Below are 18,168 nucleotides of genomic sequence, written 5' to 3' on the forward strand. Positions count from 1 at the left end.
CAGATGGCAAAATCAACAACCTTAGAGTCGCATCAAGAATACAACACTAGGTTAACTCGCCTTTGAAAACGCAAAACGCCGGGCACATCTTCATGGCCCGGCGTTTCACAATTCATTTTGGCTTAAGCCGCCGATGACACCCGCGGCACCAGTGCCTTTACAAGCACCCGCATATCGAGCTGACCAATCGCATCACCATCTTTCATCACGCGGTAAACCAGACGGGTATCGCCTTCCGACTGTGCGATCAGGCTTTCGAGGTTGTCGTTTGCTTCAACGTCCCCGGCGTATTCAGTCCCATCGACCAAAGGTGACATTACAGACCGCACACGCAAAACGCGCGCGCGATTGATGTCGCTGACAAAGTCTTCAATGTACGGATCCGCTGGGTTCAGCAGAATACCCTGCGGTTCGCCCTGCTGAATAACCGCACCGTCCTTCAGGATAACCAGATGATCCGCGAGCTTCAGCGCTTCATCAAGATCGTGGGTAATAAAAACAATCGTCTTTTTCAGCTCGACTTGAAGCTCAAGAAGAAGGTTTTGCATGTCGGTTCGGATCAGCGGGTCAAGCGCGGAAAACGCTTCGTCCATCAGCATAATGTCAGAGTTAGACGTCAAAGCACGTGCAATACCAACACGTTGTTGCATCCCACCGGACAATTCGGAAGGGTAGCGGTTTTCGTAACCATCGAGACCAACGCGAGCCAACCACTTGGTTGCTTCGGCTTCACGTTCTGCCTTCGGGACGTCTTGGACTTCCAACGCCATCGCCGCGTTCTGCAGAACAGTCCGATGTGGCAAAAGCGCGAATTTCTGAAACACCATCGACATTTTTTCTTGCCGCATGCGCCGCAGATCGACTTGGTTCAGCTGCATCACGTCTTCGCCGTCGACCAAAATTTCGCCGCTTGTCGGTTCGATCAAGCGGTTCAAATGGCGGATCAGCGTCGATTTACCAGAGCCCGACAAGCCCATCACAACCGTGATCTCGCCTGCCTGCATATCGACGTTAATGTCTTGCAAACCAAGAACGTGTTTGTGGGCCTCGAGCAGTTCAGGTTTCCCCATCCCTGCCCGGACATGTTCCATCATTGCTTTGTCCCGCGGGCCAAAAATCTTGTAGAGGCCGCGTAGGCTGACTTTGGGTGTATTACTCATATCATCAGCCCTTAATGCGACGTTGCTTTGCTGGCCTTATCCACACGGGACAAAGCAGCTTTAGATGTACGGTCAAGGATCACAGCCAAAAGCACGATGCCAATACCACCAACAATACCCACGCCGAGTTCGAGCTGGCGAATACCGATCAACACGTTACGTCCCAGACCCGGTGCGGACACCAGCGATGCGATCACAACCATTGCGAGGCTCATCATGATGGTCTGGTTCACCCCTGCCATAATGTTCGGCAATGCCAACGGCAGTTCAACTTTGACCAAGCGTTGCTTGGAATCCATGCCAAACGCGTTCGCCGCTTCAATCACGTCCTTGTCGACCAAGCGGATGCCGAGATCGGTCAGTCGGATGACCGGCACGATGGCGTAAAGAATGATGGCGATACCGTATAGCTTTGATTCCGTTACTGAAAACAGGAAGATTAGCGGAATCAGGTACACAAAGGTCGGCAAGGTCTGTAGCAAATCCAGAACCGGCACTGTTGCCTTTTGCAACCTGTCAGATTTCGACATCGCGATCCCGATAGGAACCCCCAAAAGAACCGATATCGATGTACAGACAAAGATAATCGACAGGGTCTGCATTGCGACGTCGTAGTGATCGACAAGCCCCAATGCGAACAGCGAAATGGCCACAAATATGGTCACGCCAATCGAACGCGACGCGTAATATGCAAGGATCAACAATGCAGTAATCAACAACCACCAAGGTGTTGCTTCAAACAACCACAACGCACCATCAAGCATCCATGAAAGCGGCTGTGTGATCGGATCCAGAACCGCTTTCAAAGCAGGCTTCGCCGCGAGAAACCCAGTCTCGATCGCAGCAGTAACGTCCCGGCTTTGTCCAATAGAGGAACAGGCCTCGTTCAGGTTATCCAAAGATGGAAACGGAAAAATCTCGGCATTCGGATCAACTGCATCAGCATTATTTTGCTTGAGTAGATCTGCCATCGACATAGGTGCGTCGGACGTATTCCTGTCGCACCAATCGCGTAGGCCAAGCGCGTTAAAAAGCCCGTCGTAAAATGCCATGTGTCCCCGTCCGTCTCTTATTTTGACAAATGCCCCCACCTGTTTTCACAAATGGGGGCACTATCACGAAATGAAGGTCTTACTTGAGCAACGCGCCAAGCTTTTCCTTAGCTTCGTCGTTGATCCAGCTACCCCATACGTCAGGGTAAGAGGACAAGAAGTAGACGGCGGCTTCTTCGTAGGATGCGTTGTTGTCATCCTGCCAAGCCAACACTTCACCCATTTGGGCGTTTGTGAATGTGACGTTCTTCAGCAATTCAGCAATCGCTGGTTCGCGGTCCATGAATGCGCCAGAAACAGCAGTCACAACTTTTGCAACTGGGTACGGGGACAGAACTGGGTCTGCGCATTCCACTGTACCGTTACATGTGTGTGCGTCTTGGCTGAATTCAGCGCCAACATCGACTTGTGCCATTGGGTATTTGCCCAGCACAGATGTAGGGGCCCAGTAGTAGCCAAACCAAGGTGCTTCGTCAGCAAACGCAGATGCGATTGATGTCGCAAGCGTTTCGCCGGAACCGTGCTGGAAACGCTCAACGCCAGATGCTTCCAGACCGGATGCATTGATGTTGTTGTTGTTGATGATGTCACATGCCCAGCCAGTTGGGCAGTCGTGGAACTGACCGCCAACCAATTCTGGGTTCGCCATGATACCTTCAAGCGTTGTCAGCTCTGGGTGTGCATCGGCAAGATACTGTGGAATCCACCAGCCTTCTACGCCGCCATCGGACAGAACATGTGTCAGCTCAACCAATTTGCCTTTAGCCAAAAGCGGCTCATAGGCAGGTGTGGAGTTGGCCCAAACTTCTGTCAGGATGTCTGGCTCGCCAGTTTCAGCCAAAGATGTCAGTGCAGGAACTGTAGATGACGGAACAACAGTCACGTCACAGCCGTAGCCTTCAGTCATCAGGAATGTTGCGACAGATGTCACAACAGCAGATGAAGCCCAGTCCATTTCAGTGATGGATACGCCGCCACATTCTGCTGCTGCAGAAGACGCGCTAAATGCGCCGCCAGCGATAAGTGCTGCTGCACTAACCAGTTTCAATTTCATTTCTTTTTCTCCCGTTGTGATGGCTTCATGGGTAAGTGTACCCCGTGCAACATCGGCCATCGCGATTTCATCTTGGGCGGTCCGCGTTGCGGTCAGAGCGCCATTTTTAGCGCGACGCGGCCCGGGACAGGCTCATTTCTGGCATCCCGCGCAGTCGCGGCGTTAAGCTGCGATAGTTTCCGTTGCATTGCAATTGCTGATCCAAGGTTAGGCCCCAAGTATATCTGGTTGACTGTGATTCCTTTCAGTGCACCCCGGCATTCGACACCTGAATCCCGAAAAGCGACACTATTTGTCCAAGACACGGGCGGTAATGCATACATTAATCACAGCTCTGGCCGCATTTTTGCCCAATACCATGCAATTTAAAGGTGAATTCACCCTGAATTTGCGCACCTATAAATCCAGACTGTCACTTTTTTCGCCCCAAGTGTGCGTGTTGATTGCCTTCATTTGTTAACCTTTTCCGTTACCCATGCTGAAAGGGCGCAACCCAGACGCACTTTTCACGACCGAAATTCCAACAAACGACACATTCAAATGATCAGTTATCCGGCAAAACAAGACCACCAAGACTACAAAACAAGACCACCAAGACTATACGAAGAGGGAGCCGATAATGCCGTCAGGTAAGATGTTCAAAGCGGGGCTAGCCGCCACCATATCGACAATACCTTTCTCAGTGCAGGCGGAGCCGGTGGAACTGCGCCACGAAAGCGGTCTTGTGACGATCAGCGGCGAAATCCTATCGTTTGACGGGACGACTTTGATGGTCGCGACATCAGCAGGTGATGTCAGCGTTCCCGCCGCCGAAGTTACTTGTGCGGGCAACGATTGCCCCGAGGGCGTCAAACTTAGCGCAATTGAAGAGGCTGTTTCGATCGCCGTGATGTCGCCGGAAAATCTTTCGCTGGCGCAATCCTACCTGACTACGACAACCGCGACATCCAGCCGATCAGCACGTGCGGGCGACACCGTGGTAATAAACGAAACGCAGGACCAAATTGCCAAAGTCAGCTTTGTACCATCTGCCCAGTCCGACCAAGGTGATATCATCATCACCAACGTCATCAGCGACGCCGCAGCCGCGAACCGAACCGGAACTATCGCAGAGTGGACTCTTGGTTCCACGCCCACGCAGATGCTTGCGATCAAAGCGCTTAGTGTGGTGACATCGCCCGAGATTGGTGTCGATCACATCTCTATGCCCGAACTGTCGCAGGTGCTCGCTGGTGAAATCACCAATTGGTCGCAGTTGGGCGGCAACGACCTGAATATCATTCCAATCCAAGCCGCAGCAGGCACACGATTGCACGCAGACGTCCAAGCCGTGGTGCTGGACCCTGCCCGCAAGCCCGCATCGCCAATGGTTTTTTCGATGGCGGATGCAAATGCGATCATGACAGGGCTGACGACATTGCCTGGCGGAATGAGTATCGTTCCGACAGAAATGGTCGGGGCATCCAATACGTTGGACATTATAGATAGCTGCGGCGTCACCCACGCGGCCACGGATTTTGAAATACGCGCCGGCGATTATCCCCTTACGGTGCCCACGCTGGCCGTTCACAACACGCCTCTCGAAACCCAAGTCATGCACGCAGCATTCGACAAAGCGGCGTCAGTCGGGATTCCCGACATGTTCGAAGAGGCCGATTTTTCGCCCCACACGCTTATGCAACTGCCCACCGACGACAAAGACTGGCGGGTTGCCAACATAATGAGCCAGCAGCTCGACGCGGATCAAAAGCAATCAGCCATCAAGTTGATACAGCTTTTGGCAAACGCGCAGCAATTGTCGGCCGCATTTACAGACGGCGAGTTAACCCAGACAGAAGGTGCATGGACGCGTGCCCATTTCGTCAGATTGCGCGATGCGATCCAAAGTGGCGTATTGGACGATAAGGAAATCCACTTTGTCGGCTTTCATGCGCAGAACATTGGCGCTGACGCTGTCCTGTCCACGCAAACCGCAGCCGAGAATATTCTTGCAGCGTTTCAAGCTTTTGCTCCGGATGCCGCAAATCGCCCAAATGTCACGCTTGCCGCTTCAGGTTACGGACATTTGGGCGCAACAGGGTGCTTGCCGAATGGGGCCACCACTGCGCGTGATACCCGCATCGAAATCTGGACACGTCCCGCGGGATAAAGCCCCTTCCACGCATAACAGTGGCGGATACCCTATAACTGCGCCACACTAGGCGCAGTTCAACAATGGTGCGTATCATGAAGCCAAAGCTCAAACATCGTTGGAGCCTGCAACAGAATTTCTTGATGGGTCTGACCTTTGGGCATTGGATGCAGGTCTTGGCCGAAAACAGGTTCCGGATATCACCAGCCTATTTGCACCGCGCCGCCGCAATTACGCTTGTTAGTCCGCTGAATTCGTTGAACGCATTTATCGAACGCAAACGGTATGGCGCAGCGATCGATGCCGTTGAAATCACGCAGCCGCCGGTTTTCATCCTTGGGCACTGGCGCAGCGGGACGACACATCTGCACGATCTGATGGCGCAGGATGACGTCCTGTTTCACGCCCCCAACACGTTTCAGGTCACGAACCCGCTGACTTTTCTGACCACGGAAAGCACAGTGTCCAAACTGTTCGCGTGGATGATCCCCGCAAAGCGGCCGATGGATAACATGCCGATGTCGTTTCAATCCCCGCAAGAAGACGAATTTGCGCCGCTGATCATGTCGCAACGGTCAGCTTACCTTGCCGTTTCGTTTCCACAAACGGGCCAGCACTACGAAGACGAACTGACATTTCGTGATGTGGCGCCGGACAAGGTCGCTGCTTGGAAATCAGCGTTCGTGACGTTCTGCAAGAAACTGACGCTGAATGATCCGCGTGCTTTACTGCTGAAATCACCTCCGCACACGGCGCGGATCAAAACCATCCTGCAAATGTTTCCAGACGCGCGTTTCGTCCACATACACCGCGACCCTTATCGCGTTTTTCAATCGCAACGGCATTTCTTCGATACGGCCACGTGGTTCATGTATATGCAACGTCCCAATCTTGATGAGATTGACGAAGGTATCCTGCAGCGCCACGAAATCATGTACGATGCCTATTTCGAAGACCTCGCGTTGCTCCTCAAAAATCGCATTTGCGAAGTCACCTTTGACGCGCTCGAAACCGACCCGATTGCGCAGCTTTCGAAAATCTATGACCATCTCGGCCTTGCAGGGTTCGACGCCTACAGACCCAAGGTGCAGGCCCATTTAAACAGTATCGCGGGTTACAAAAAGAACAGTTTCACTCCGCTTGATGACGCGACCAAAGCCGTTGTAGCAGACCGATGGTCCCGTAGTTTTGATGTTTGGGGTTATCCGAAGTGACACGCGCACCGGGACCGCAGAGTAGCGTGATCTGGGGGTCGCTAGCCGATCTGAAAACCGATGCGCTTGGTCTGCTCGGGGATGCTGCGCGTGATCATGGCGATGTTGTGCGGCTTCGTTTCGGGCCAGTCACCGCGCATCTGATCAATCATCCTGATCATATTGCCCATGTTCTGTCCCGCCACCCTGACCGCTACGATAAAAACACGCGCAGCGCGGAACGGATTAGGGCGACCTGCGGCGACAGCCTGTTGTCGGCGAACAAGGGCGCTTGGGCGCGCCACAGGCGTCTTATTCAGCCCGTGTTCCAACCAAAGATGTTCAGCGACATAAGCCGCGTCGTTGCGTCTGAGCTCGCGCCCCTGTTAGATCGCTGGATTGTTGCGGATAAGATCGACATAGCCGCCGAGATGATGCATCTCGTCATCGCCATTTCTGCCCGTATTCTGTTTTCATCCAGTATCGATGCTGCGCGGATCGAGGCGGCGCTAGAGGTCATTCTGCAAGACACGTGGCGCAGGTTAGAAGCCCCGCTTGATCCGGCGATGCTATCACGCCACCTGCACCGCCCCGCGTTCAAACAGGCCGTACAAACCATCGACGATGTGATTCTTGATTTGATCCATGCCCGACGTGCGTCCGACAATCGCCCTGACGATTTGCTGTCCCAACTCATCACCGCGCACGAAGCAGAGGGCGACGCCGGACTAACTGATCAAGAACTTCGCGACGCGGCAGTGACTTTATTACTGGGCGGACATGAAACGACGGCAAACGCATTGGCTTGGGCATTCTATGCGGTTGCACAAAACCCTGATGCCGCACTGCACACCAACGACCCCGCGTATATATTCGCGGAAGCAATCCGGCTTTACCCGTCTATTTGGATCGTCGAACGTCGTGCAATCCAGACCGATACCATCGGCGGCTTCACGATCCCGCGGGGATCCAGCGTACTGATTTCGCCCTATCTGATCCACAGACATCCGGACTTTTGGACCGATGCCGATCAATTTGACCCAACCCGTCACGCAAGTGAAACGGACAGGCATCGCCACGCTTATATTCCGTTTGGGCTTGGACAGCATCGCTGTATCGGGCTGCATATGGCCCGTGCTATTGCCGCCGAAGTCATTGGCCAAACCTATGCGCGCCTCAAGTTCGAGGCCGTTGGCCCAGCACCAAATCTCGAACCAAAGATCACCCTGCGTCCGAATGGCCCTTTATGGCTGCGCGTTCTTGCGGGTTAAGGGCATCTTCGACCAAAATCCGCCACGCGTCACCGTCCAGATCATCATATTGTTCGCTGCGCAACGTCCATAGAAACGTCAACAACCCTGCGATGGCCAAGACCAAAGACACCGGAACAAGCACAATCAAAACATTCATATCGATCACCTTAGACGAAGTGCATTCAACAGCACAGTAATAGAAGACGCGGACATTGCGACGGCCGCTGCCAGCGGTGTCGCCAACCCGATGACCGCGATCGGGATCGCAATCGCGTTGTAACCCGCCGCAATCCCAAAGTTTTCGATCACGCGAGCACGCGCGGATTTGGCAGTCGCGACAGCATCCGGAATTTCGGAAAGACTACGGCCCAACAAAACGATGTCTGAAGCGGCACGCGACGCGTCCAAAGCTGACGCAGGTGACATCGACGCATGTGCCGCAGCCAGTGCCGCCGTATCGTTCAGCCCGTCGCCCACCATCAGGACGCGGCGACCTGAACCGGTCATATCGCGGATAGCTTCCAGTTTTTCTTCGGGACGCATGTCGGCACGTACATCAAGAATGTTCAAAGTCGCGGCCAGTTTTTTGGCAGCCTCAGGCGTATCACCAGTAAAGACGGCCACTTGATAACCAGCGGACTTCAAGGCGGCGACGGCATCTTCGGCACCCGCACGCAAGGTTTCGCTAAACGATAGTTCAACCGGAGAGTTGTGACCAATACACAGACCCGGCGACCGTTTTGCGCCGACCCATTCGGCCCGTCCAATACGAACGATCCGGCCTTGCCAGATGCCTTCGACACCCAATCCAGCAGCTTCGCGGACATCTTGGACATCAGCCGCGACGACATCTTGTGGCATCGCTTGCATGATTGCGCGGGACACGGGGTGGCTGGACGACGCGCATAGCGCTGACAGCACTGCCAGTTCTTCCGGTGACAACTTGTCTGTATCAATCCGTGCGACGCCTTCGGTCAGCGTGCCGGTCTTGTCAAACACGACCGTGTCCACTTCTGCCAGACGTTCCAAAGCCGTGCCATTCTTGACCAAGAGACCACGCCGGAACAGGCGACCCGACGCTGCTGTCATCACCGCAGGCACAGCGAGACCAAGCGCGCAGGGGCATGTGATGATAAGCACTGAAATCGCAATATTCAGCGAAAGAACCATGTCGCCGGATGCAAAAATCCAACCGCCAAAGGTCACGAAGGCCAGCAAATGCACGGCGGGCGCGTAAATTTGCGCAGCCCGATCGGCCAAAGCGGTGTAGCGGTTACGCGCACCTTCTGCCGTTTCGACAAGAGCCGCCATCCGGCGCAGCGTGGTGTCTTCGCCGATTGCCGTGACCTCGATTGTCAGAGGACCGCTTAGGTTCACATCACCCGCTGCAACCACGTCACCCGGCCCCACGATCAATGGCATGCTTTCACCGGTCAGGAATGACCGATCCGCCTCTGACCGTCCTTTTTGTACGACACCATCGACAGGCACCCGCATACCTGTGTGAACCACGATCACGTCGCCAAGGTTCAGGTCAGCGACATTCACTGTCACCGGTTTGCCGTCTTCCAACCTGCTGGTCCGAGGGACTTCTAATGCACTGAGTTCCTGCGCTGCAGACCGTGCAGCCATCCGTGTCCGATGATCCAAATACCGACCTACGAGCAAAAAGAACGTCAAAGACAACGCCGCATCAAAATAGACATGATGCCCGCCTTGCGCCGTTTCATAAACGGACATGCCAGCGGCCAAGATGATCGCCAATGAAATCGGGACATCCATGTTCAATCGACCAACACGCAACGCAGTCCATGCATGGCTGAAAAACACCTGTGCAGAAAACGCGAGCGCAGGCACGGCAATCGCTGCAGAAATCCAGTGGAACATGATTTGAGTGGCTTGCGCCGCCCCCGACCACACCGCGACCGAGAACAACATCACATTCATCATCGCAAAGCCCGCGACGCCCAAGCGCAACAGCAACGCACGCCCTTTGGCATCGCGATCGGCACCTTCAAGCAGCCCGCTATCCAGTTCCATCGCTGCATATCCAGCCGCTTCAAGGGCTGCGATTGCGTCATCGACCTCTAGCGCTGGCGCATCAATCACGACGCGCTTGCGGCTCAGGTTCACGCGGGCTGCATTCACCTCTGGCAGAGCCAAAAGCGTCCGTTCCACGCCGCCGATACAGGCCGCACAATGAATATCAGGTAAGGACAAGATCATATCAGACCTGACAACCGCACGGCCTGCGACGGCTTCCGCCAAAGGCGCTGCGTCACATGCTGGACATGCTGACATCGTCATTTGGCTGTTTCCACAATGATACGTTGCTGGAACATCGTGCCATCTTCGGCCTGTGCGACCAGACGCAGGTTCCAGTTCCCACGTTCCAGCGACACGGGTGCGACGTAGTCCCGTCCGTCAAAGGCCAGAACAGGTGTCTGATCTTGGGACACATTGGTCGCGCGGCCCAATACTGCAGACTGAATGTCGACCTTCACTGGTTCGCCATCATGCTTGATGCTGAGACGCAATTGACCCGCCTCCACACGTGCGCCGACGTCCCAGCCCAGCGCCTCTTGCGCGGCGCGATTGGCGTCAAAAGCTTGGCTCGCGACATAGGAATTCTTGGTTTCGAGCCCCGGGAATGTCGCGACCGCCTTATAGGCCAACGTCAGGTTCACGCCGATAATCACAGCAAATGCAGAACACACGATCAACAACACCTTGCGGCCTGTCAGTTCTTTTTGAACAGCTTCAGTCATCACTGATCCTTTCCGTTAAAGACGCTATCCCTATGGGCGCGTTCACCGTTTTCAACATCTTCGACCCAGAACCGCAGATCCGTGGTCTGTTCGGTCGCTGCCGGGTCTTGTGGCCGTGCAATGACATAGACGCGGACTTGGGTCGTGCTGTCGGGCGCGACCGTCAGAATATTCGTATCAGACCCTTCTTGTGCAATCCGCAGGATTGTATCGGCGGACAGTGAAATCCGGAAGTCGCGGGGTTCACCGTGTTTATTGCGCAGACGGATCGTATAGGTGTTCCGGACAGATCCATCCGACATCACAATGTACTGTGGATTGCGGACAGGTTCGACCGTCAGGTCAATATCCGCACGAATGAACAGCGCGAACACAAGGCCGAAACCGATCAAAGACCAAAGTGCTGTATACAGGATCGTGCGGGTCCGCAGGATATGTTTCCACACAGGTTTTGGCGGCTTGCCTGCCCGTTCTTCTGGTTCATCCGAAAGCGCCAGATAGTCGATCAAACCGCGTGGCTTGCCGATCTTATCCATGACGTCGTCGCAGGCATCAATGCAAAGCGCACAGGTGATGCATTCCATCTGCTGCCCTTCACGAATGTCGATGCCCATGGGGCAGACGTTCACGCAGGCCATACAATCAATACAATCGCCAGTGTCTTCGAGACGCTTCTTCGCGCGAGGTTCGCCCCGCCAGTCGCGGTAGGCAACAGTCAGCGTATCGTCGTCCATCATCGCACCTTGGATGCGCGGCCATGGACACATGTAGATGCAGACCTGTTCGCGCATGAAACCGCCAAACAGGAATGTGGTCCCAGTCAGGATGGCGATGGTCGTATAGGCAACCGGATGGGCCGTACCCGCGAACAAATCCTGAGCCAGCGTCGGCGCATCCGTGAAGTAAAACACCCACGCCCCGCCAGTGGCGCCGGCAATCAACAGCCATACGAACCACTTCGTCAGACGCAGACGCCACTTTTTGATATCCCAGCTTGCTTTCCACAACCGAACACGGGCGTTGCGATCACCTTCAATCCAGCGTTCGACAAGGATAAACAGGTCGGTCCAAACAGTTTGCGGACAGGTATAACCGCACCACACACGGCCCAGCGCCGAGGTGAACAGGAACAGGCCAAGACCGGCCATGATCAAAAGGCCTGCTACGAAGTAGAATTCGTGGGGCCAAATCTCGATCCAAAAGAAATAGAAACGGCGATGCGCCATATCGACCAGCACCGCCTGATCAGGCAACGCGGGACCGCGATCCCAACGGATCCACGGCGTGAGGTAATAAATGCCCAGCGTCACGGCCATGATCCACCACTTCATCGTGCGGAAAAAACCGGTGACGCGCCGCGGGAAAATCGGTTCCTGCGGCGCAAATAATTTAGGGGGTTCGGGAGTGTTCATCTGTTCGTCCTGACCTGTTCGCACAGCCTATAGAACAGATCAGGGATCGGTCGACTTTGACCTGAGTCAAACTATTCGCGATCAGCGATAAATCCGCCTGCATAAATCAGGTTGGCATTGTTACCGTGGAACGCACCCACAGTCTTATCGCCACCGACCAAGCCACGTAACGGACCGCTCAGTCCGCGATAGGCCACGGTGCCACCCAAAGTGCGTCCGTCCATCGTGCCATTCACGGTCAAATTGCCAGCGCTTCCCGTCAGTGTGTCGTTCTCGAAATCAGCGTTTAGCGAAATGGCGCCCGAAACGTTAGAAGCAAAGCCGTAGATTTCATCGCCATTGATATCGATGCCGCTGATCTGCGACAGCTCGTAACGTCCAGTAAACGTGCCGCTTCCCGTATTTGGCCGGAAATTGACTTCGGTGCCAGGGATCAACCCTGAGATTGCTTTCAGACCTTCGCCGTCTTTGCCGCCTGCGGCATAGGCAAAACCATCACCCGACGCGTCGATCTCACGACCCGAACGAGTAATGTCGATACCGCTTGAATAAAAGCCAGATGCAGACGGAGTTCGGAAGCCGGAGTCAGTCGATAGGTTTTGGATAAAGTTGCAGGCAGATAGGCTGGCGATAGCGCCGCCTGCAATAACGATGTTGAGAATGCGCATAGTCTTATAACCTCTTGGAAACACTGTCGCTTCCTAGGGGTGCATTGGGACGTGAAAAAGGCAAAATTTTGGAGTTTGTCCATCTACCTTAAATAGAAATCGCCCCCGGCTGTGCGAACAGGACCGGAGGCGATCAGCCCCGCGCGCGTGAACTACTCCACGCGCGGGACTATCCCTGTTGGAAGCGGGATTATTCGCCGCCGCCCAATTGATGGACGTAGGCAGCGACTGCGTTGACATCAGCAGGTGTCAGGCGCGGACCCCATGCGGGCATCACGCCAAAGCGGGAATAGGTGATGGTTTCAACCAACGTGTCCTCATCCCCGCCATAGAGCCAGATCGCATCCGCAAGGTTCGGGGCACCGATACCGTAGTCACCTTCGGCATTGGCGCCATGACACGCGCTGCATTGTTCGTCGAACAAAACCGCGCCCGCTTCTGCCTTAGCCGCGTCATGCTCAGCTGCTGACAGCGACATCACGTAGTGAACAACCTGAGAAATCTCTTCTTTCTCAAGAATTTCACCAAAGGCTGGCATCTGGGACCAATGGGCATCCAGATCGGTTTCATTTCTGATCCCGTGGTTCACGGTGTAAGCGATGTCTTCGATCGTGCCGCCCCACAGCCAGTCATCATCCAGCAGGTTCGGATAGCCTTTGGCACCCGCCGCACCAGACCCGTGACACTGGGAACAATTGGTGCGGAATACGGCACCACCCGCAGACACCGCAAAGCGGTTCAGTTCTGCGTCGTCGCCCAGCGACGCCAGTTCGACTTCGGCCAAGGCAGAGGTCAGTTCAGCGTTCTGGTCCTTATAGCGGTCAATCTCGGCGGCAACTTCACCGCGTGTCGAATACCCGAGCAGACCCGTTGTAGCACCATTGATCAGCGGCCAAGCCGGATAGGCGATGACGTAGCCAATGCCCCAAATGATGCACAGGTAGAACGACCATAGCCACCACCGCGGCAAGGGGTTGTTCAGTTCTTTGATGCCGTCCCATTCGTGACCTGTTGTATCGACACCGGTTGCTTCGTCGATATCTTTGTCTTTGTTTGGATCACTCATGATTTTGCCTCCGGATCGGTAGCTTGGGCGGTTTCATTGCGAAACGGGATGTCTGCGACTTCTTTGTGGACGTCACGACTGCCGGGGCGGAACGCCCAAAAAATCGTACCGATGAAGAACAACGTCAGCGCCAGCAAAACCCAGCTATCCGCCAATTCGCGCAGGAAAGAATATGTATCCATGATCTTGCTCCTTTAGCGGCTTGCGTCGGGGGTGAAGGTTGAGAAGTCGACCAAAGTGCCCAGCATCTGCAGATAGGCAACAAGTGCGTCCATCTCTGTCAGCTCAGGCTGTCCGTCAAAGTTGGACACAACCGCATTCGGGTATCGTTCCAACATCGCATCCCAGTCGCCGTCATAGTCCACTTGGACCTTAAAGTCGGCGTTCGCGTTTTCGATCATCTCGTCGGTGTACGGAACACCCACAAAGCGATGAGTTTCCATCAGATCTTGGAGGTATTCGCCGTCGATCACTGTATCCATCAAGAACGCATATTTCGGCATGATGGATTCTGGGACAACGGATTGCGGATCAATCAGGTGATCCACATGCCACGCATCGGAATACCGACCGCCAACACGGGCGACATCAGGACCAGTCCGCTTTGACCCCCATTGGAACGGGTGATCATACATCGACTCTGCAGCCAATGAATAATGCCCGTACCGTTCGACCTCGTCACGCATCGGACGGATCATCTGGCTGTGGCAGTTGTAACAACCTTCGCGGATGTAGATATCGCGTCCGGTGAGTTCGAGAGGGGAATACGGACGTACCCCCTCCACTTCCTCAATCGTGTTTTCGAGGTAGAAAAGCGGGGCAATCTCCACAATCCCGCCGATGGTGACCACAAGGAAGGAACCAACCAACAGCAATGTCGGGCTACGTTCCAGCATCTGGTGTTTATCAAGAAATGCCATGTCTAAGGCTCCTTATTCTGCTGGGACGCCGACCGGGGCGGTGACGTTTTCGCCACCCCGGATCGTCATGAACATGTTCCACGCCATGATCAGGGCACCGGTCAGGTACAGAACCCCACCCAGGCCACGGACCACATACATCGGGAACTTCGCAGTCACGGTGTCAGCGAAAGAGTTCACGAGGAAACCTTGCGCATCGACTTCACGCCACATCAGGCCTTCCATAATGCCGCTGACCCACATGGATGACGCGTACAAAACGATACCGATCGTGGCCAACCAGAAGTGCCAGTTGATCGCAGCCATCGAATGCATCGATGCCTTGCCCCACAGTTTTGGTGTCAGGAAGTACAGCGCACCAAAGGTGATCATCCCGTTCCAACCAAGCGCACCGGAATGCACGTGACCAATCGTCCAGTCAGTATAGTGAGAAAGCGAATTCACAGCGCGGATCGACATCATCGGTCCTTCGAAAGTGGACATGCCGTAGAACGCGAGCGACACAACCATCATCCGAATAATCGGATCGGTCCGCAGCTTGTCCCAAGCCCCTTGCAGGGTCATCAGACCGTTGATCATACCACCCCAGCTTGGCATCCACAGGATGATCGAGAACACCATACCCAATGTAGATGCCCAGTCAGGCAACGCGGTGTAGTGCAGGTGGTGTGGACCAGCCCAGATATAAAGGAAGATCAATGCCCAGAAGTGGATGATCGACAGTTTATAAGAAAAGACCGGACGACCTGCCTGCTTTGGCACGAAGTAGTACATCATGCCGAGGAAGCCCGCCGTCAGGAAGAAGCCAACCGCATTGTGGCCATACCACCACTGGGTCATCGCATCTTGAACGCCTGCGAAAACCTGCACCGATTTACTGCCCCAAATGGACACAGGCACGGACAGGTTATTGACGATATGCAGCATCGCGACAGTGACGATAAAGCTCAGGAAGAACCAGTTCGCCACGTAGATATGCTTTTCTTTGCGAGTGAAGATCGTCCCGAGATACACGACAAGATAGGCGACCCAAACAATGGTCAGCCAGATATCAACGTACCATTCAGGTTCGGCATATTCTTTGGATTGGGTAGCGCCGAGGAGATAACCAGTGGCCGCCAAAACAATAAACAAATTATAACCCCAGAACACGAACCACGCGAGGTTCCCGCCCCACAACCGCGACCCGGAGGTCCGCTGCACAACGTAAAACGAAGACATGATCAACGCGTTGCCACCAAAGGCAAAAATCACCGCACTTGTGTGCAGTGGGCGTAACCGACCGAAGTTCGCATAGGGTTGGGCCCATTCAAGGTTGAGCGCCGGAAAAGCCAATTGGAAAGCAATCACAACGCCGACCAAAAATCCGACACAGCCCCAGAACCCTGTGGCAATAACACCGTAACGGATGACGCCATCCATATAACCGTTGGTATCAACCAACGTGACCGGCTCGTCCGTTTGGCGCAAAACCCAAATGAACATGCCGGACGCAACAAGCATGATTAATACAGCGTGGACCTGATAGGCCACATCGCGTGCGAAACTCGACGCGACCGCTGCGAACAAAATAACGATGCCTAACGCAAGAAGCTTTAGGTAGTTCAACATCGCAAATACCCCTTTCTTGAGACCCCGACTCAATTGGACGCGGTCCTATTCATTGGCCCGTTTTGGCTCACGGCGGCGTGAGCGACATTGATCTGGGTCAAGAAATGGAAGGAAAAGATATTGCGCTAGATCAAAGACCCCTTCGACAAGTTACGGCACCTTGCCCGCACAACATCGGAGGATGATCATGACCTACACATCGATAGCGACGATTCTTCACAATAAAGATGCGGACAATTCCGCGCTGGAATTCGCGATTAGTTTTGCACGCCATCACGACGCCCATTTGCATGTGCTTTGCACAGGCGTCGATGAAACAGAGCCTGGTTTCTATTATGCAGGCGCCCACGCCATCGCGGTCCAACAAAACTTCGATTTGGCGCGCGAAGAAGCCGACCAACTTGAAACCGCCGCACAAGCGCGTTTGGCATCAGAAGATATCAAATGGGACGTGCAGTCCGTGACCGTGATGCCGGGCGGGCTTGATCCGTTTTTGGCAGACCATATGCGCTTTTTTGACCTGACAATCCTGCCCGCCCCGCATCAAGGCAACAATGACCGCATTGATGCTATGACCTTTGAGGCATGTTTATTTGGCGCAGACGTGCCTGTTTTGGTGGTGCCCCAAGGCGTTGAAATGAAGGGCAACTTTACCAACATCAAAGTCGCATGGGACGACGGGGTCGAAGCTATGGCAGCAGCCCGCGCAGCGCTCCCCCTAATGAAAGATGCAAAGATTACGACCATTGCGATTGTCGACCCACCGATGCACGCCCCGGACCGGTCGGATCCCGGTGGAAAACTTGCGGCATACCTTGTGCGCAACGGTGCAAAAGTTGACGTCGCTATTCATGCCCGCACGCAGCCGTCTATTGCGGCGCAGCTATTGGCAAGAGCGGCTGAGACAGACGTCGAACTCATGGTCATGGGCGCATATGGTCATTCAAGAATGCGCGAAGCGATCTTGGGGGGCGTCACGCGGGACATGCTACGGCTGACCACCCTACCCTTACTTATGGCGCATTAACCTAGGTCAGATCCCGTTTCTGCCTGAAGGGCACCCACATCAGGGATCGTGATGACACGCTTTCCGTCCATCACGATCAACCCGTCCTTGCGTAGCTTGGAAAATTGGCGGCTGACTGTTTCTAATGTCAGCCCCATGTAATCTGCCATCGCTTCGCGTGTCAGTGGCAAGCTGATCTTCTTATTTGCTACAGCAGCGGGCGTTTTTTCTTCACTCGTCCGGCGCACGATCATCATCAGGAACGTCGCAATTTTCTCGCGGGCTGTTTTGCGGCCAAGCAGCAACATCCAGTCCCGCGCGGCGTCCAATTCATCCAGAGCCATTTCCATCAGACGTTGGGCCACGTGTGGCGTCGCCTCGACCATCTTTTCAAAGCTATCTCTGCGGAAACAGCACAGCGTGACATCGGTGACAGCCGTTACATCATAAGTCGCTGTTTCCCGCCCGGGACGCCCGATAAAATCAGAAGGCAGCAGCAAACCCATCGTCTGCTTACGCCCGTCTTCCATCAGTCGTTCAATTGTTGCGGTGCCGCTTACGACTGACCCTACAAACGCCATAGGGTCACCAGCCCACATAATTGGCTGGCCCGCATCGAATGAACGATAATACTTCATTTCATCGAGCACGAGGATTTCGTCTTCATCACAGGTCGCACACACGGCGCGATGACGAATTGGGCAGCCACTACAGTTGCGATCTTTTTCAAACGACGCCTGAAGGTCCATTATTTGCCTGCTAAATACTGAGATTGATATGAGTATGCCACGATCAGCTAAGGATTGTCAGCTCTTGCGATGTCGCAGGTGACGTTGTGTTAGCCTCTCATTTTGCGAACCGCCAAATGTCATGA

At 54.4% G+C, this 18,168-nt stretch carries 17 protein-coding genes; 4 read left to right on the plus strand and 13 right to left on the minus strand.

Annotated elements, in window-relative coordinates; translation table 11 throughout:
• Positions 1-122 precede the first annotated feature (122 nt).
• The 3 genes from MWU61_RS05655 to MWU61_RS05665 all read right to left on the minus strand — a co-directional run bounded on the left by MWU61_RS05655 (position 123) and on the right by MWU61_RS05665 (position 3,266).
• The gene (locus tag MWU61_RS05655) at positions 123-1,160 is read right to left on the minus strand and encodes a betaine/proline/choline family ABC transporter ATP-binding protein (RefSeq protein WP_247127316.1); all 1,038 of its coding nucleotides are present in this window, start codon (positions 1,158-1,160) and stop codon (positions 123-125) included.
• 11 nt (positions 1,161-1,171) lie between these two features.
• Positions 1,172-2,212, minus strand: coding sequence for an ABC transporter permease subunit (locus tag MWU61_RS05660; RefSeq protein ID WP_247127317.1), 1,041 nt, complete (start codon positions 2,210-2,212; stop codon positions 1,172-1,174).
• 79 nt (positions 2,213-2,291) lie between these two features.
• A complete protein-coding gene (locus tag MWU61_RS05665) occupies positions 2,292-3,266 on the minus strand; it encodes a glycine betaine ABC transporter substrate-binding protein (protein WP_247127735.1) in 975 nt (324 codons plus the stop codon).
• Between the two features lie 619 nt (positions 3,267-3,885).
• Between MWU61_RS05665 and MWU61_RS05670 the strand changes: the two genes are divergently transcribed.
• The 3 genes from MWU61_RS05670 (at position 3,886) to MWU61_RS05680 (ending at position 7,861) form a co-directional block, all read left to right on the plus strand.
• Complete coding sequence (locus MWU61_RS05670; RefSeq protein WP_247127318.1) at positions 3,886-5,415, plus strand: hypothetical protein; 1,530 nt, start codon at positions 3,886-3,888, stop codon at positions 5,413-5,415.
• Positions 5,416-5,492: 77 nt separating this feature from the next.
• Entirely contained in the window at positions 5,493-6,611 is a 1,119-nt protein-coding gene (locus tag MWU61_RS05675) for a sulfotransferase (protein WP_247127319.1), read from the plus strand.
• The gene (locus MWU61_RS05680; protein WP_247127320.1) at positions 6,608-7,861 is read left to right on the plus strand and encodes a cytochrome P450; all 1,254 of its coding nucleotides are present in this window, start codon (positions 6,608-6,610) and stop codon (positions 7,859-7,861) included. Before MWU61_RS05675 ends, MWU61_RS05680 begins: the two co-directional genes overlap by 4 nt.
• Here MWU61_RS05680 and ccoS read toward each other — a convergent pair.
• The 9 genes from ccoS to ccoN all read right to left on the minus strand — a co-directional run bounded on the left by ccoS (position 7,812) and on the right by ccoN (position 16,288).
• A complete protein-coding gene (gene ccoS / locus MWU61_RS05685; RefSeq protein WP_247127321.1) occupies positions 7,812-8,000 on the minus strand; it encodes a cbb3-type cytochrome oxidase assembly protein CcoS in 189 nt (62 codons plus the stop codon). The genes MWU61_RS05680 and ccoS overlap by 50 nt on opposite strands.
• 5 nt (positions 8,001-8,005) lie before the next feature.
• Positions 8,006-10,150, minus strand: coding sequence for a heavy metal translocating P-type ATPase (locus tag MWU61_RS05690; protein ID WP_247127322.1), 2,145 nt, complete (start codon positions 10,148-10,150; stop codon positions 8,006-8,008).
• Positions 10,147-10,611, minus strand: coding sequence for a FixH family protein (locus MWU61_RS05695; protein ID WP_247127323.1), 465 nt, complete (start codon positions 10,609-10,611; stop codon positions 10,147-10,149). Before MWU61_RS05695 ends, MWU61_RS05690 begins: the two co-directional genes overlap by 4 nt.
• The gene (ccoG, locus tag MWU61_RS05700) at positions 10,611-12,023 is read right to left on the minus strand and encodes a cytochrome c oxidase accessory protein CcoG (RefSeq protein WP_247127324.1); all 1,413 of its coding nucleotides are present in this window, start codon (positions 12,021-12,023) and stop codon (positions 10,611-10,613) included. Before ccoG ends, MWU61_RS05695 begins: the two co-directional genes overlap by 1 nt.
• A gap of 71 nt (positions 12,024-12,094) precedes the next feature.
• Positions 12,095-12,691, minus strand: coding sequence for a hypothetical protein (locus tag MWU61_RS05705; protein WP_247127325.1), 597 nt, complete (start codon positions 12,689-12,691; stop codon positions 12,095-12,097).
• Between the two features lie 190 nt (positions 12,692-12,881).
• Positions 12,882-13,757 (minus strand): cytochrome-c oxidase, cbb3-type subunit III, encoded by an 876-nt coding sequence (gene ccoP, locus MWU61_RS05710; protein ID WP_247127326.1) that lies wholly within the window; start codon positions 13,755-13,757, stop codon positions 12,882-12,884.
• Positions 13,754-13,939 (minus strand): cbb3-type cytochrome c oxidase subunit 3, encoded by a 186-nt coding sequence (locus tag MWU61_RS05715; RefSeq protein WP_247127327.1) that lies wholly within the window; start codon positions 13,937-13,939, stop codon positions 13,754-13,756. The genes ccoP and MWU61_RS05715 overlap by 4 nt, the downstream gene beginning before the upstream one ends.
• Positions 13,940-13,951: 12 nt before the next feature.
• Positions 13,952-14,677, minus strand: a complete 726-nt coding sequence (gene ccoO / locus MWU61_RS05720; protein ID WP_247127328.1) for a cytochrome-c oxidase, cbb3-type subunit II — start codon at positions 14,675-14,677, stop codon at positions 13,952-13,954.
• A gap of 12 nt (positions 14,678-14,689) precedes the next feature.
• Positions 14,690-16,288, minus strand: a complete 1,599-nt coding sequence (gene ccoN, locus MWU61_RS05725; protein ID WP_247127329.1) for a cytochrome-c oxidase, cbb3-type subunit I — start codon at positions 16,286-16,288, stop codon at positions 14,690-14,692.
• Between the two features lie 187 nt (positions 16,289-16,475).
• On the opposite strand from ccoN, the gene MWU61_RS05730 reads away from it, so the two are divergent.
• Positions 16,476-17,315, plus strand: coding sequence for a universal stress protein (locus MWU61_RS05730; protein WP_247127330.1), 840 nt, complete (start codon positions 16,476-16,478; stop codon positions 17,313-17,315).
• On the opposite strand, the gene MWU61_RS05735 is transcribed toward MWU61_RS05730, so the two are convergent.
• A complete protein-coding gene (locus MWU61_RS05735; protein ID WP_247127331.1) occupies positions 17,312-18,043 on the minus strand; it encodes a transcriptional regulator FnrL in 732 nt (243 codons plus the stop codon). The two genes, MWU61_RS05730 and MWU61_RS05735, sit on opposite strands and share 4 nt — an antisense overlap.
• Between the last annotated feature and the right edge of the window lie 125 nt (positions 18,044-18,168).

The sequence above is a fragment of the Loktanella sp. F6476L genome (assembly GCF_023015725.1).
Lineage (GTDB): Bacteria > Pseudomonadota > Alphaproteobacteria > Rhodobacterales > Rhodobacteraceae > Yoonia.

Excerpts from the sequence above, each read along its gene's own strand:
- MWU61_RS05655 (WP_247127316.1), bottom strand. The coding sequence starts at position 1,160 with ATGAGTAATACACCCAAAGTCAGCCTACGCGGCCTCTACAAGATTTTT.
- MWU61_RS05660 (WP_247127317.1), bottom strand. The coding sequence starts at position 2,212 with ATGGCATTTTACGACGGGCTTTTTAACGCGCTTGGCCTACGCGATTGG.
- MWU61_RS05665 (WP_247127735.1), bottom strand. The coding sequence starts at position 3,266 with ATGAAATTGAAACTGGTTAGTGCAGCAGCACTTATCGCTGGCGGCGCA.
- MWU61_RS05670 (WP_247127318.1), top strand. The coding sequence starts at position 3,886 with ATGCCGTCAGGTAAGATGTTCAAAGCGGGGCTAGCCGCCACCATATCG.
- MWU61_RS05675 (WP_247127319.1), top strand. The coding sequence starts at position 5,493 with ATGAAGCCAAAGCTCAAACATCGTTGGAGCCTGCAACAGAATTTCTTG.
- ccoS (WP_247127321.1), bottom strand. The coding sequence starts at position 8,000 with ATGAATGTTTTGATTGTGCTTGTTCCGGTGTCTTTGGTCTTGGCCATC.
- MWU61_RS05690 (WP_247127322.1), bottom strand. The coding sequence starts at position 10,150 with ATGACGATGTCAGCATGTCCAGCATGTGACGCAGCGCCTTTGGCGGAA.
- MWU61_RS05695 (WP_247127323.1), bottom strand. The coding sequence starts at position 10,611 with ATGACTGAAGCTGTTCAAAAAGAACTGACAGGCCGCAAGGTGTTGTTG.
- ccoG (WP_247127324.1), bottom strand. The coding sequence starts at position 12,023 with ATGAACACTCCCGAACCCCCTAAATTATTTGCGCCGCAGGAACCGATT.
- MWU61_RS05705 (WP_247127325.1), bottom strand. The coding sequence starts at position 12,691 with ATGCGCATTCTCAACATCGTTATTGCAGGCGGCGCTATCGCCAGCCTA.
- ccoP (WP_247127326.1), bottom strand. The coding sequence starts at position 13,757 with ATGAGTGATCCAAACAAAGACAAAGATATCGACGAAGCAACCGGTGTC.
- MWU61_RS05715 (WP_247127327.1), bottom strand. The coding sequence starts at position 13,939 with ATGGATACATATTCTTTCCTGCGCGAATTGGCGGATAGCTGGGTTTTG.
- ccoO (WP_247127328.1), bottom strand. The coding sequence starts at position 14,677 with ATGGCATTTCTTGATAAACACCAGATGCTGGAACGTAGCCCGACATTG.
- ccoN (WP_247127329.1), bottom strand. The coding sequence starts at position 16,288 with ATGTTGAACTACCTAAAGCTTCTTGCGTTAGGCATCGTTATTTTGTTC.
- MWU61_RS05730 (WP_247127330.1), top strand. The coding sequence starts at position 16,476 with ATGACCTACACATCGATAGCGACGATTCTTCACAATAAAGATGCGGAC.
- MWU61_RS05735 (WP_247127331.1), bottom strand. The coding sequence starts at position 18,043 with ATGGACCTTCAGGCGTCGTTTGAAAAAGATCGCAACTGTAGTGGCTGC.